The organism is Streptomyces sp. NPDC026575, from assembly GCF_055567415.1.
The window spans coordinates 59,231-72,971 of sequence record NZ_JBVHQM010000008.1; the positions used below are offsets into that span (position 1 = coordinate 59,231).

Annotated in this window: 11 protein-coding genes; 2 read left to right on the forward strand and 9 right to left on the reverse strand. The window is 71.0% G+C overall.

Annotated features, from left to right (window positions below; translation table 11 throughout):
* Positions 1 to 19 precede the first annotated feature (19 nt).
* The 4 genes from ACZ4NB_RS13140 to ACZ4NB_RS13155 all read right to left on the reverse strand — a co-directional run bounded on the left by ACZ4NB_RS13140 (position 20) and on the right by ACZ4NB_RS13155 (position 4,488).
* Positions 20 to 1,237: an MFS transporter gene (locus ACZ4NB_RS13140; RefSeq protein ID WP_467660899.1), complete on the reverse strand. Its 1,218-nt coding sequence runs from the start codon at positions 1,235 to 1,237 to the stop codon at positions 20 to 22.
* Positions 1,238 to 1,323: 86 nt separating this feature from the next.
* Positions 1,324 to 2,877 (reverse strand): class I adenylate-forming enzyme family protein, encoded by a 1,554-nt coding sequence (locus ACZ4NB_RS13145; protein ID WP_467660901.1) that lies wholly within the window; start codon positions 2,875 to 2,877, stop codon positions 1,324 to 1,326.
* 23 nt (positions 2,878 to 2,900) lie between these two features.
* Positions 2,901 to 3,368 (reverse strand): acyl-CoA thioesterase, encoded by a 468-nt coding sequence (locus ACZ4NB_RS13150; RefSeq protein WP_467660903.1) that lies wholly within the window; start codon positions 3,366 to 3,368, stop codon positions 2,901 to 2,903.
* Between the two features lie 151 nt (positions 3,369 to 3,519).
* The gene (locus ACZ4NB_RS13155) at positions 3,520 to 4,488 is read right to left on the reverse strand and encodes a helix-turn-helix transcriptional regulator (RefSeq protein ID WP_467660905.1); all 969 of its coding nucleotides are present in this window, start codon (positions 4,486 to 4,488) and stop codon (positions 3,520 to 3,522) included.
* A gap of 1,105 nt (positions 4,489 to 5,593) precedes the next feature.
* Between ACZ4NB_RS13155 and ACZ4NB_RS13160 the strand changes: the two genes are divergently transcribed.
* Positions 5,594 to 6,355: a thioesterase II family protein gene (locus ACZ4NB_RS13160; RefSeq protein ID WP_467660907.1), complete on the forward strand. Its 762-nt coding sequence runs from the start codon at positions 5,594 to 5,596 to the stop codon at positions 6,353 to 6,355.
* A 42-nt stretch (positions 6,356 to 6,397) separates the two neighbouring features.
* Here the strand turns inward: ACZ4NB_RS13160 and ACZ4NB_RS13165 are convergent, their stop codons facing one another.
* The 5 genes from ACZ4NB_RS13165 to ACZ4NB_RS13185 all read right to left on the reverse strand — a co-directional run bounded on the left by ACZ4NB_RS13165 (position 6,398) and on the right by ACZ4NB_RS13185 (position 12,556).
* Positions 6,398 to 7,162, reverse strand: a complete 765-nt coding sequence (locus ACZ4NB_RS13165) for a GNAT family N-acetyltransferase (protein ID WP_467660909.1) — start codon at positions 7,160 to 7,162, stop codon at positions 6,398 to 6,400.
* A 245-nt stretch (positions 7,163 to 7,407) separates the two neighbouring features.
* A complete protein-coding gene (gene grpE, locus ACZ4NB_RS13170) occupies positions 7,408 to 8,037 on the reverse strand; it encodes a nucleotide exchange factor GrpE (protein ID WP_467660911.1) in 630 nt (209 codons plus the stop codon).
* Positions 8,034 to 9,923, reverse strand: coding sequence for a molecular chaperone DnaK (gene dnaK, locus ACZ4NB_RS13175; protein WP_467660913.1), 1,890 nt, complete (start codon positions 9,921 to 9,923; stop codon positions 8,034 to 8,036). The genes grpE and dnaK overlap by 4 nt, the downstream gene beginning before the upstream one ends.
* Positions 9,924 to 10,096: 173 nt before the next feature.
* Positions 10,097 to 11,161, reverse strand: a complete 1,065-nt coding sequence (locus tag ACZ4NB_RS13180) for a type III polyketide synthase (RefSeq protein WP_467660915.1) — start codon at positions 11,159 to 11,161, stop codon at positions 10,097 to 10,099.
* A gap of 189 nt (positions 11,162 to 11,350) precedes the next feature.
* On the reverse strand, positions 11,351 to 12,556 hold the full coding sequence (locus ACZ4NB_RS13185) for a cytochrome P450 (RefSeq protein WP_467660917.1): 1,206 nt from the start codon (positions 12,554 to 12,556) through the stop codon (positions 11,351 to 11,353).
* A 366-nt stretch (positions 12,557 to 12,922) separates the two neighbouring features.
* On the opposite strand from ACZ4NB_RS13185, the gene ACZ4NB_RS13190 reads away from it, so the two are divergent.
* Positions 12,923 to 13,732 carry an S-methyl-5'-thioadenosine phosphorylase gene (locus ACZ4NB_RS13190; RefSeq protein ID WP_467660919.1) on the forward strand — a complete coding sequence of 270 codons (810 nt, stop codon included), beginning with the start codon at positions 12,923 to 12,925 and terminating at the stop codon, positions 13,730 to 13,732.
* Positions 13,733 to 13,741: the final 9 nt, after the last annotated feature.

A 13,741-nucleotide genomic window follows, 5' to 3' on the forward strand; every position in this document is an offset into this window, starting at 1 on the left:
AGGTCGGCGTCGAGATGAGTCAGGCCACCGCCCTGGTCCGGGTCGCGACGGTGACCGTGATGCTGAGCGCGGCGAGCAGGCTGATGATGATCGCGAAGACCACCGCCGCGGTGAGCATCGGCAGCTCGGTGACCATCACGCCGATGCCGAGGACCGGCAGGGTCAGGCCCAGGTACGCGGCGGCGAAGTAACTGGAGACGACCTGGCCCACCCGGTCGGGCGGGGCCTGGTGGGACACCAGGGCCAGACCCGCGCGGAAGGCGAGGCCGCTGCCCGCACCGCCGATCACCGACCCCGTCAGGAACAGGGCGAGCGAGGCCGCCGGCAGCGCGGCCACGAACAGCCCCAACCCGACCGGGACCGCCACCATGCCGAGGACGGATCCCACCCTGGGCGCCAGCCGGGCGCCCAGCAGTTGGGCGAGCCCCGCGGAGCCGAACGCGCTGAAGGCGACCACGCCCACCATCAGATGGCTGCTGATGTGCAGCCCGCTCGTGAGGAACTTGCCGGCCAGCGCCGCGAGCAGCCCCAGCAGGGCGAAGGCCCCGAAGACCGCGACGGCCATGGCGGTGAACACCGGCCGCATCTGTGCCGGAACCCCGAGCCGCTGCGGCCGGAACCGCGCCCTGCCCTCCCGCCGCACGGTCTCGGGGAGCAGCAGCAGCGCGAACCCGGGCAGCAGCAGACCGCCCAGCACCAGGTACGAGACGGTCAGCGGCGCGGGGACGTACTCCACCAGCGCCCCGGACAGCAGCGCCCCGACCCCCAGGCCCAGCATGTTGGCGGCCGACGACGTCAGCGCGGCCCGCCCGCGGTCCTGGAGGAGTTCACCGAGGTAGGCGGTGGCGGCACCGTTGGCCAGGCCCACCGACAGACCGCACAGCAGACGCCCGGCGATGATGCCGGGCAGTGTGGGGGAGAGGGCGAAGGTCGCGCAGCTGCACACGGCCAGGCACAGCGCCGGGGCGATCGTCGCCCGCCGTCCGATCTGGTCGGACAGCGAACCGAACAGCACCAGGGAGGACAGCGCGCCGACCGCGAAGGCGGCGAAGACCGCGGAGACCGTGACCGGCGAAAGATCGAGCCGCTGCGCGTACATCGAGTACATCGGGGTGGGCACGGTCCCCCCGAGCAGCAGGGTGAACACGATGTAGGTGACCGTCCAGGCCGCCGCCGTACGGGGCTCGGTCCTGGCGTGCGCGCTGCCCACCCGGGTGCGCAGCTGGGGTGTCGGCATAGTGCTTCTTTCCTTACCTGAACGTAACGAAAAGGGCCCGGGCGCGCCGTTGGGGGGTGGGCGGCGCGCCCGGGCGGGCGGAGGTGTCACACGCTCTGGTAGGCATCCCGCATGGTGCGCTTCAGGGCCTTGCCGGTGATGCCGACGTGGTCGTCCGACTCCTTGACCACGATCCGGTCGACGACCGGGAGCCGCGCACGGGACAGCGCCGCGTTGATCCGCGTGCGCAGCGCCTCCAGGTCTGCCCCGGCCGACGGCAGGTCGACGGTGAGGACCAGGCGCCGCGGCGCGTCGGCGGTCGCCGAGGAGTGCACCAGGGAGCAGTCGAACACCTCGGGGATCTGACGCAGGATCAACTCTTCGATCTGGCAGCTGTAGATGGTGCCCCGCGGCGTGGTGATGCTGTCGGAAGTGCGGTCGACGTGGTAGAAGCGGCCCTCCTCGTCGCGGTAGGCGAGGTCACCGGTGAGCCAGTAGCCGCGCACCCGGTTCTTCTCGCTCAGCAGCGAGTTGTTCCAGTAACCCGCCGTGACGGTGGGGGACTTCAGCGCCAGCCGCCCCACGGTGCCGTGCTCCGCGGGCTGGTCGGTGTCGTCGAAGACCTGGGCGTCGATCCAGTCGAAGGGCCGCCCTATGCACCGGCCGTAGCGGTCCGTGGCCGGCGAGTGGACCTGCCGGAACATCGCGAAGCCGAACTCCGAGGAGCCGAAGTTGTCGATGAACAGGGAGCCGGGGGCCATGGTGCCGCTGCGGTCGCGGTGGTTGCCCAGCCGGACCAGCCGCCGGATGTGCCGCTCGTGGTTGGCGTCACCGGTGGACATCCAGCGGGCGACCGACCCGAAGTCGTAGCGGTCCAGGTCGAGGCGGCACAGATCGACGAAGACCTTCGGGAAGGCGGCGACCAGTTCGGGCCGGAACTCCTCGATGCACCCCGCCAGTTGCTCCGGCTCGCGCCCGGTGGCCAGCCGGACCCGGCTGCCGCGTGCCACGCAGGACATCAGCACCGAGATCGCCGACGCATGGCTCTGCGGGAGCGCGGAGAGCACGCGGGCCCCCAGCTCCGCGCCGATCTGCTGCCGGATGCCGAAGAAGAAGCCCTGGTGGTTGAACTGGACGGCCTTCGGTACGCCGGTGGTCCCGGAGGTGTGCGCGATCAGGACGGGGTCGTCGTCGGCGTGGGTGAACACCCGGAAGGGGCCGTCGGCATACGGGTCGGCGTCGTAGCGGGGGATGTCCGGCGCGCCCTCGCCGAGCCTGCCGTCGCAGACCACCGCCACCGCGCCGACCCGGGAGATGAACGTGGCCGCGATGTCCGGCGGCAGCAGGCTGTTGAGGAATACCGGAATGGCGCCGATCTTCGTCAGGGCGATGTAGTGGATCAGATAGCGCACGCTCTCGTCCAGGAAGACCGCCACCGGGTCCTTGGGCCCGATGCCGTCGCGCTGGAATCCGGCGGCCACCCGGTCGGTGAGCGCGTCGAGTTCGGCGAGCGTGAACTCCCGGACCGTGTGGCCCTCGGGGTGGTGGTAGTCCTTGTCCAGCTCGATGACGCTCTTGCCGGCGACCGCGCCGGCCGCGGCCGCGATGCGGAAGAAGTTCCCCGCTCCCACGCCCTCGGTGAGCACCAGTTCGTCTGCCATCTCTCGCTTCCGTCCTTCCCCTGTCACGTGGTCGCCGGGTCGGCCGCCGGGTTCAGCCATTCCTGCATCGCGGTACGGATGTCGTCGGGAATCGGCACCGGCCGGTGGGAGTCGAGCGACATGCACACCAGGACGGCCTTGATCCGCACGCGTACGTCGGCCGGATCGGCGCCGGTGCACGAGAACGCGAGGTGGAACGAGCTGGTCTTGATCCGGTCCACCTCAAGGGCGAACCGCACGGTGTCACCCAGCCGGCTCGGCGCGAGGAAGTCGCATTCCAGCCGCACGGTCGGAATGCCGAGCCGCCGCTTCTGGAAGAGCCCGGCGTAGTCGGTCCGCAGTCCGGTTTCGAACCATTCCTGGAGGATCTCGTTCATCAGCAGCAGGTACTGCGGATAGAACACGATGCCGGCCGGGTCGCAGTGGTGGAACCAGATGGTCTTGTCCCGCGCGAATATCGGCGTCGCTTCGTCGGCAGCTGTGGTGTGCACGGTCCCCGATCACTTCCGTCGCGTCGTCTGCGCCCTGCCCTGCAGGGGAAACCCCTCGGGGAACCCCTCCTGGGAAGCGTAGGCCGGGCCCGCTCCGCCCCCGCCCGCGAGGCAGCAAGCTGCCATCGCGGTGGGCGGGGGCGGAGCCGGATCACCTCGGGCACCAGCGGGCGGCGGCCCAGGGAGCGGTGGGGGCGCCACTGCGGCGGGGCCGCCGCAGCGCCAGGGAGGCGACGCCGCAGCCGGGTTGCTCGTCCGACGGGTCGCGGTCGCTGGTGATCTCCGGGGCGGCACCGGGGCCGCCCCGCTGGGCCGGGACCGCCGGCACCGCCCCGCGCCCGGGCGGCGCGGCGGGACGGGGCGAGCCACCGCGGATGTCGACGCCGATGAGCCCGAGCGCCGCCGCCTTCACCCCGGCCTCGAACCGGGACTCGGCACCCAGCATCTCCATCAGGCTCGCGACATGCCGGCGGTAGGTCCGCACCGAGACGCCGAGCTGGCGGGCGGCGACCTCGTCCTTGCGGCCCGACCCCAGCAGCCGCAGGATCTGCGGGGTCTTCTCGTCCAGGATGTTCTGGTGGTAGCGGACGAACGTCTCCAGGTCGCACGCGCTCTCCCAGCTGGCGTCGAGCAGGGTGAGCAGCGGTTCGACGAGGACCGGGGAGTGCACCAGGAGGCAGTTGCGGCCGTGCTTGGCCGGCCACATCAGCACGCGCCTGCGGTCGATGACCAGCATCCCGTGCAGGTCCACGGGGCTGATCCGGGTCTGCGCCCCGTGCTCCCGGCCGATCCGCTCCAGGAACTCCTGCCGCCCGTGCCCGTCGAGCTCGTCGGGGTGGCAGATCACGGACACGGCGATCGACCGCTCGCCCAGGGCGGCGAGACCGGCGCGGAAGCGGTCGATGTCCTCCCGGCGGAAGCCGTTCATCTGGCCGTTGACGAGCAGTACTTCCCTGCGGGCGGTCCGGAACAGGTGGTCCGCCAGCTCGAAGTACTCGACGCCGGAGTGCCGGTCGGCCAGCTCCCCTCTGGTGGGCGGTCCGGCGACGCTCTCGATCGGCGGTCCGATGCGGCGGTCGGCCCGACGCAGTAATTCCTCGACCTGCTGTATGCCAGTCACTGGATACCTCTCTTCAACGTGCGCAGTGCGACCGTCCGGACCGTCCGTCAGTCGGCGTACGGGGGCCCGGCGGTCCTGTTCAGTTGAGCGGAAAGCAGTGGGGGGACTGGTGGTTCACACGGGCGCGCCCATCAGGTGGTGGCGTGTGGGGGGAGGCGGAGATGACATGCGTGGCGGTAGGTGGAAAACACACTGCGAGGTAGTTCGGTAACCCCGCAGGGCAGCGCTTCTCGCAGGTGTCAGCAGTCGGCCGAGTTCATTTCAAGTCCCCCGTCGAGTTCTTGTGAGCAGGTGCGCCGGCCACCGGCGGCGCGGCCACGTGCGGAAAATGCGGCGACGTCCGGAAAGGCGGCCGCATCGGGAGTGGAAAAGAAATGTGTAACGCGCGGAAATGCGCGGAGCGGAAAGCGGTTTCCGCAGTACTGGACCGTGCCCTGCGGCACACACGTCAGCGGGGTGTCCACCCCGTCCCGCACCCCCGTCACGCCTTCCCCCAGAACCCCGTTGACACGGACTCGCCGCGGGCCGCGCGGCCGGCCCGGGCGCGCGGCCCGGGCCGGCTCCACGTCAGCCACCCCCATCGGCCGCGCCGCCCCACAAGATCGTGCGGCTTTGCGGCAGCCCTGAAGCTATCTTCGGCTCAGTAATGTCGTCAAGATTATTCCGGCGCGATGCATTGTGAGTCGGAACTCAGCAGGTGGGAGCCGTGGTGAAGCCGCTCACCTGCAGAGAATTGCACCCCGGATGCAGCTGCAAAAAATTTCACCTCGGGCCCTGCGGTGTTTATCCGCCGGGCGATGTGCAAAAAATTGCAGTCAAGCTTTGGGAAAGTCCGGGGCGGCCCGCGGACAGCCCCTGGGCGATGCCGGATCGCGGGGTGTGCGGCCGGCCGCGCAGTGCGCGTTTTCGATAAACGCGGCACGCCGCTCACGCACGGAACGTACACTCCACGGCGCGGAGTTGTACGCCGCTCACCGCGGCCTTCCCGGATCGATCCCGGAACCCCTCTCGGCGCCCGGCGCACACGAAGTCCGCCGTGCGCCCTGTCGGCACCTGGCCGACCCGAGCAGTCCGAGCGAGCGAAGAGACAAAGGAGTTGCGGTCGATGAACACCACCGAGGACAACGAGCTGTGGGTGCGGCGCTTCCACCCGTCCCCGGAAGCCGGCGCCCGCCTGGTCTGCCTGCCGCACGCCGGCGGCGCGGCCAGCTTCTACTACCCGGTCTCGGCGGCCCTGGCCCCCCGCGTCGATGTCCTGGCCATCCAGTACCCCGGCCGCCAGGACCGCCGCCGGGAGCCGTGTGTCGACTCCCTCCCCGAGCTGGCCCGGCAGGTCGTCCGCCGGTTGCTCCCGTGGACCGACCGCCCGCTGGCCCTGTTCGGGCACAGCATGGGCGCCTCGCTCGGCTTCGAGGTCGCCCGGCTGCTGGAGCACCAACACGGCGTCGTCCCGGCCGCGTTGTTCGCCTCCGCGCGGCGGGCGCCGTCCGTGCACCGGGACGAGTTCGTGCACCGGCAGAGCGACGATCAGCTGATCCGCGAGGTCGAGGAGCTCAGCGGCACCGACTCGCAGCTGCTGCGGGATCCCGAGATGCGCAGCATGGTCCTGCCGGCCCTCCGCGGCGACTACAAGGCCGCCGAGACCTACCGCTATGCGCCCGGCCCCGACCTCGACTGCCCCATCACCGCCCTGATCGGTGACACCGACCCCCGGGTGACGGTGGAGGAGGCCCGCGCGTGGGCCGCCCACACCACCGGGCAGTTCGCGCTCAAGGTCTACGGCGGCGGGCACTTCTACCTCAACCAGCACAGCGATGCCGTCGTCCGGGAGATATCCGGCCGACTGCCGTCCGCCACCGGCGTGTAGGGCGCCCCGCCGGCCGACCGCCGCCCGAGGGCGGCCCCGGCCTCAGGCCGCGCCGATGCGGGCGGCCACGCAGGGGTCCTCGTTGCGGTATCCGAGGCGGGTGTAGAGGCGTTCGGCCGGGGTGTTGTCGGCGAGCTGCCACAGGGTGCAGAACCCGTGCCGGCGCACCGCGAGCCGGGTCAGCCAGGCGGTCAGCGCGGCGCCGAGCCCCTGGCCGCGCAGCGCGGCGTCGGTGGCCACCGACGCCATCAGCGGGGCGCCGCTGTCCCGCAGGCTGCTCAGGGCGCCGCAGGCCACCAGCCGCCCGTCGGCGTCGTCGCGGATGCCGGCCCACAGGCTGACCTCCGAGGAGCCGGGGCCGGTGGAGTGGGCCGGGCTGTGCTCGCCGAGGAAGGCGACGAGCTCGTCGTGGTGGGTCTCGTCGAGCGCGGCCACCCGCTCCTCGCCCCGTTGGACCGGCGGCTCTTCCAGCGTCCAGCGGAAGACCCACTCGACGGCGTCGGTCACCGCCAGGTGGCGGCCGACCAGGGCCTCGGTGCCGCGCGGGCCGGTGAACTCCCGCACATCGTCGGCGAGCCCGTGTGCGGCGCGCAGGACGAGTCCGGCGGCGGCGTCCGGTGTGCCGACGCTCCATACGTGGCCGCGGGGGCCGTCGAGCCAGGCGGCGGCGCCGTCGCCGGACCAGCTGACCCGGTCGGCCGGGCGCTGCCGCGCGGCGCCGAAGCGCAGCAGGGCGGACCCGGCCTGGCGCTCCAGGCCCTGGTCGAACAGGTCGGCGTTCCGGGGGACGAGGGTCGTTGCCTGCATCGCTCTCTGGGAAGGGCGTAGGGGACACGTACGGGTCCGGCGGCCCCGCGCGCGAGGCGCGCCCGGAGTCGTCGGTATGCGGTAGGGGAGCCCGGCAGCGGCTGCGCGCGCGGCGGGCCCGGCCGACCGGGCCGCCCACTGTCGCACACCGCCCCAGGTCCGGGGCAAATGCGCCGCCGACGGGCCGGACGAGCACACCGCGCCGCGGGCGGCCCGCCCCGCACCGCCCACGGCTCCGGTCGGTCTCAACGTGCCCTGGCACAGGGCGCGTTGCCGCCTCGCGGACCCTGCGCGCCCGGCGCATCCGGGTCCGGGGGTGCGGCGACGGTCACCTGGGCGGGGCGCAGCAGCTGCCCGCCGACCCGGTAGCCCTGCCGGACGACCGCGGAGCAGGTGGCCGCCCCGACCCGGTCGCTGCGGGTGCAGGTGAGGGCCTCGTGGACATGGGGGTCGAAGGGGGCGCCGGGCCCGGCGACGGGCTGCAGGCCCAGGGCCGCCAGCTCGGCCTCCAGCGCGTCGGCGACACGCCGGAAGCCGCCGGTCACCTCGCCCCGCTCGGCGGCCTCGGCGAGCGCGTCGAGCACCGGCAGCAGCCGGCCCAGCACATTGGCCACGGCGATCTCGGCGACGGCCTGGCGGTCGCGGCGGACCCGCTTGCGGTAGTTGTCGTACTCGGCCTTGAGCCGCTGCAGGTCGGCGGTGCGCTCGCGCAGCTCGGCGCCCGCCGCCGCGGACTCCGCCGGCGGGCCGGTGGCGGTCCGCTCCCTACCGGTGGCGGTGCGCGAGGGGAGCACGGCGGGGCCGTCCTGCGGCCCGCGTCCGACGAGTGCCAGCCGCGGGCGGGCGGGGCCGCGGACGTGGGGCGGGCGGTTCATCGGGCGCCCCCCTCCTTCTTGTCGTCGTCGACGATCTCGGCGTCGACGACATCGTCCTCGGCCCCGGCCTGCTGCCCGCCGGCGGCGCCCCCGGTACCGCCCCCGGCGGCCTGCGCGGCCTGGGTGTCGGCGTACATGGCCTGGCCGAGCTTCTGGGAGACGGTCGCGACCTTCTCGCTGGCGGTGCGGATCGCCGCTGTGTCGTCACCTTCGGCGGACCCGCCCTTGAGCTTCTCCTTCAGCTCGCCGACGGCCTCCTCGACCTCGGACCTGATGTCGCCGGGGACCTTGTCCTCGTTGTCCTTGAGGAACTTCTCGGTCTGGTAGACCAGCTGCTCGGCCTGGTTGCGGGTCTCGGCGGCCTCCCGCCTGCGGCGGTCCTCCTCCGCGTACTCCTCGGCGTCGCGGACCATCCGGTCGATGTCGTCCTTCGGCAGCGAGGAGCCGCCGGTGACGGTCATCTTCTGCTCCTTGCCGGTGCCCAGGTCCTTGGCGGTCACGTGCATGATGCCGTTGGCGTCGATGTCGAAGGAGACCTCGATCTGCGGGACGCCGCGCGGGGCCGGCGGAAGGCCGGTCAGCTGGAACATCCCGAGCTTCTTGTTGTAGACCGCGATCTCGCGCTCGCCCTGGTAGACCTGGATCTGCACGGAGGGCTGGTTGTCCTCGGCGGTGGTGAAGATCTCCGAGCGCTTGGTCGGGATCGTCGTGTTCCGCTCGATGAGCTTGGTCATGATGCCGCCCTTGGTCTCGATGCCCAGGGACAGCGGGGTGACGTCCAGCAGCAGGACGTCCTTGACCTCGCCCTTGAGGACACCGGCCTGGAGGGTGGCGCCGATGGCGACGACCTCGTCGGGGTTGACGCCCTTGTGCGGATCCTTGCCCGTCAGCTCCTTGACCAGCTCGGTCACCGCCGGCATCCGGGTCGAGCCGCCGACCAGGATCACATGGTCGACGTCGGAGACCTTGATCCCGGCATCGTTGACCGCGTTGTGGAACGGCGTCTTGCAGCGCTCCAGAAGGTCCGCGGTCAGCTGCTCGAACTGCGAGCGGGTGAGCTTCTCGTCCAGGTGCAGCGGACCCTCGGCCGACGCGCTCAGGTACGGCAGGTTGATCGTCGTCTCGGTGGCGGCGGACAGCTCGATCTTGGCCTTCTCGGCCGCCTCCCGCAGCCGCTGGGTGGCCATCTTGTCCTGGGACAGATCGATGCCGTACGCGTTCTTGAACTGCTTGGTCAGATGATCGACGACCCGCTGGTCCCAGTCGTCGCCCCCCAGGTGCGTGTCGCCGTTGGTGGCCTTCACCTCGACCACGCCGTCGCCGATCTCCAGCAGCGAGACGTCGAAGGTGCCGCCACCGAGGTCGAAGACCAGGATCGTCTGGTCGTTCTCCTTGTCCAGGCCGTAGGCCAGGGCGGCGGCGGTCGGCTCGTTGACGATCCGCAGCACCTTCAGCCCGGCGATCTCCCCGGCTTCCTTGGTGGCGGTGCGCTGCGCGTCGTTGAAGTACGCCGGAACCGTGACCACGGCGTCCGTCACGTCCTCGCCCAGGTACTGCTCGGCGTCGCGCTTGAGCTTCTGCAGCACCCGCGCGGAGATCTCCTGGGCGGTGTAGCGCCGGCCGTCGATCTCCCCGCCTCCTTCGGGGAAGCGCCACTCCGGGTCGCCCATGTGGCGCTTGACCGACCGCGCGGTGCGCTCGATGTTGGTCACGGCCTGCCGCTTGGCGATCTCCCCCACGAGTACGTCGCCGCCCTTGGAGAACCCGACCACCGACGGAGTGGTACGGGCCCCCTCGGCGTTGGCGATGACCGTGGGCTCACCGCCCTCCAGCACGCTGACCACCGAATTCGTCGTCCCGAGGTCGATACCCACTGCACGTGTCATGGTCCTCTCCTTACCTGGCCGCAGGCCCTCTCACCTGCTGGTATGGAGAGAGCACCGCCTCCACCCTCTGGATAGATCGCGCCGTGCCGCGTGTCAAGATGCGCTGGTTTGCGACATATGGACACGCGGCCGACGGCGGACGGCGAAGTGTGCGCGGTGACCGGCCGTGACGGTTACTCCGCTGCTTCCGATCCCGAGGTCCAGGTGCCCAGCGCCATCTCGGCGGTGATACCGGGACCGAATCCGGCCATCAGACCTCGGTGGCCGTCAAGGGAGGACGCCTCGTCGAACATCCTGGCCAGGGCGTCGAGGATCACCGCGCTGGCGATGTTGCCGTACTCGGTCAGCGTCGCCCGGCTGAAGCGGAACGCCTCGTGCGGCACCTCCAGGAAGCGGCTGAGGTCGTCCAGGATGCGCGGGCCGCCCGCGTGGACGAGGTAGAAGTCCAGGTTGCCCGCGTCCCAGGACTGCTCCTGCGCGACCGCGCGCAGGGCGGGGGCGAGCGGCTCCATGGTTCCCGGCACCCGCTTGTCCAGCAGGAAGTGGAATCCGGTGGACCGCACCGCGTAGGAGATCCAGTCCTCGGTGTGCGGGATGAGGTACGAGCCGTTGCGCTCCAGGCGGACGCCGGTGCCGCCCTTGCCGCGGACCACGGTGGCGGCCACCGCGTCACCGAAGAGGCCGTTCGACAGCAGCGACCCCACGCCCAGGTCGGTGGGCTGGTAGCACAGCGAGCAGAACTCGCAGGCCACGATGAGCACATTGGCGTCCGGGTACGCCGTGCAGAAGTCGTGCGCCCGGTTGATCGCGGCGCCGCCCGCGGCACAGCCGAGCTGCGCGATCGGCATCTGGCGGGTCTCCGACCTAAAGCCCAGCGTGTTGATGAGCCAGGCGGTCAGCGCCGGCATCATGAAGCCGGTGCAGGAGACGTAGACGATCAGGTCGATCTGTCGTGCTTCCAGCTCGGCCTGGTCCAGTGCCTGGCGCACCACGGCGGGGACGCGGGCCTTGGACTCCTCCTCGTAGACCTCGCTGCGGGCGTCGAGACCCGGGTGCTTGAGGACCTTGTCGATCGGCTGGATCAGATGCCGGGTGAGGACGCCGGTGTGCTCGATCAGCCGCAGCACCAGCTTCAGCTGCGTGTGGTCCCTGTGCAGCCGCCGGGCCAGTTCGAGGGTGTCCTCCTGGGTGATGACGTATTCGGGGACGGCTATCGCTGGTTTGCACAGAACTGCCATGGGATTTCACTCCTTGCAGACCGTGGTCCGCCAGTGCACATCCCTGTGCTCAATTCGATTCGGCGGGCCTGCCTTCGAAGAAGGGACTCTCCCCGAGGGATGAACTCTCCTTGTCCAGATGGGCCAACTGTTCGAAACATTACGGTAAGCCAGGCGGGCAAAAACCGCATGCCCGCCTGTGGCGCACCGTCACCAGGTGACCGGCAGCTCCACCGGATAGCGCCAGATCGAGGTCTTGTTCCAGGGCACTTCGTCGGCCGGCTTGGCCAGCCGCAGCTCCGGAAAACGCTTCAGCAGGGCGCTCAGGGCCACTTCGAGCTCGGTGACGGCCAGCGGGGCGCCCAGGCAGTGATGCCCGCCCCAGCCGAACGTCATATGGGACGGCCCCTGGCGTTCCAGATCCAGCTCGTCGGGCCGCTCGAATTTCTCGCCGTCCCGATTTGCCGTCAGATACGAAACGTGCACGATGTCCCCGGCCCGGATCGTCACCCCGCTCAATTCGACGTCCTCCAGGGCGACCCGGGGGATGCCGACGCCCTTGCGGAAGGGGATGAACCGCAGCATCTCCTCCATCGCCTGCGGGAGCATCTCGGGGCGCGAGCGCACCAGCTCCAGCTCCGCGGGCCGGGTGAGCAGCGTGTAGGCGAGGTTGCCGATCTCGTAGGTGGTGGTGTCCTGGCCGGTGATCAGCAGCACCATGGCCATGACGGTCAGTTCCCGCTCGTCGAGCAGCTCGTCGCCGTCCCGCGCCGTGGCCAGGGCGCTGATCAGGTCGTCCCCGGGGTTCTGGCGCCGTTCCGCGGTCAGCTCCGCGAAGTACTCCCGCATGTCGGCCTTGGCCCGTACGGCGTTGTCCTTGTTGTCGAGGCCGACGTCCATCATCGTCCGGGCGTGGGCGCGCAGCTGGGCGCGGTCGGCCTCGGGGATGTCGAGGACCTCGCAGATGGTCGTCAGCGGCAGCGGGGAGGCCAGGTGCTCCATCAGGTCGGCCGGCGACCCGTGCCGCTCCATCTCGTCCAGCAGCTCGTCCACGACCAGCTGGGTGCGGGCCCGCATGCGCTCGACCTGACGCGGGGCGAACGCCTTGGACACCAGGCTCCGCAGGCGGCTGCTGGCGGGCGGGTCCATCACGTTGATCGCCTCGTCCTGGACGATCGGCTCCGGCGTCATGCGGGGGAAGTCGTGGCCGATGATGGCGTGGCGGCTGAAGCGCCGGTCGGTCGTCACGGTGCGCACGTCGTCGTACCGCGTGACGAGCCAGGCTTCGCCCTCCCCGTACGGCAGCTTGATGCGTGCGACGGGTTCTTCGGTCAGCAGACGCTTGAGCGTCGGATCGAATTCAAGGGCCTCGGCGTAGTCGAAGGGACAGTTCCAGACCTTGGATCCGGATTCCATGATGAACTCCCGACGTCAGAGGTTGTGGCACCACTTGCGATCTCATTATCGTGAAGCGGGAGATGCCGGGGCGGCCCGGCATCGCTTCCGTTGCGCCGAACGGGTGGTGAACCCCGTTTCCCGCCGACACCGCGTTCCGGCCGGAATCGGAACCCACCGCACTCCTCGTTTCCGCATTCTTTGCCGAGTTGCCGACCCCGCTGATTTCTGCATTACCCGCCGGCCGGTCACCCGGCGAAGCGCCGAGCGATGCCCACCCGCTCCCGCCGCCCCTGGACCCGATGCCCGGACAGGTATCGCCACAGCCTTGCGACGCATTTCCTCCACTAATGTGGAGCAACTTCATGCCGCAGCGGGAATGGACCCATGACCACCACCCCCACCGCCGAACTCGCCGTCATCGGCGGCAGCGGTTTCTACGAACTCCTCGCGGACGCCGAACACGTCACCGTCGACACCCCTTACGGCGCGCCGTCCGACGCGATCGCCCTGGGCCCGGCCGGCGGCCGCCGGATCGCCTTCCTGCCCCGCCACGGACGCGGCCACGCCGTGCCCCCGCACCGCATCAACTACCGCGCGAACCTGTGGGCGCTGCGCTCGCTGGGCGTCCGCCAGATCCTCGCCCCCTGCGCGGTCGGCTCGCTCCGCCCCGAACTGGGCCACGGCACCGTCGTCGTCCCCGACCAGCTGGTCGACCGCACCAGCGGCCGCGCCCAGACCTTCTACGAGCAGGGCGCGGTGCATATCTCCTTCGCCGACCCCTACTGCGCGCACGGCCGCCGGGCGGTGCTGGCGGCGGCCGCCGCGACCGGCACCGAGGCCACCGACGGCGGCACCATGGTCGTGGTCCAGGGACCGCGGTTCTCCACCCGGGCGGAGTCGCAGTGGTACGCCGCCGCGGGCTGGTCGCTGGTGAACATGACCGGGCACCCCGAGGCCGTGCTCGCCCGTGAACTCGCGCTCTGCTACACCGCGGTGGCCCTGGTCACCGACCTCGACGCGGGCATCGACGCCCGCCGGAGCGTCTCCCAGGAGGAGGTCTTCGGCGTCTTCGCCCGGAACACCGAGCGGCTGCGCGGCCTCGTCCTCGAAGCCCTCGGCCGACTCCCCCAGGAGCGCTCCTGCGCCTGCGCCGGGACGCTCGCCGGCATGACCCTCCCCTTCCCGCTGCCCTGACGGGACCCG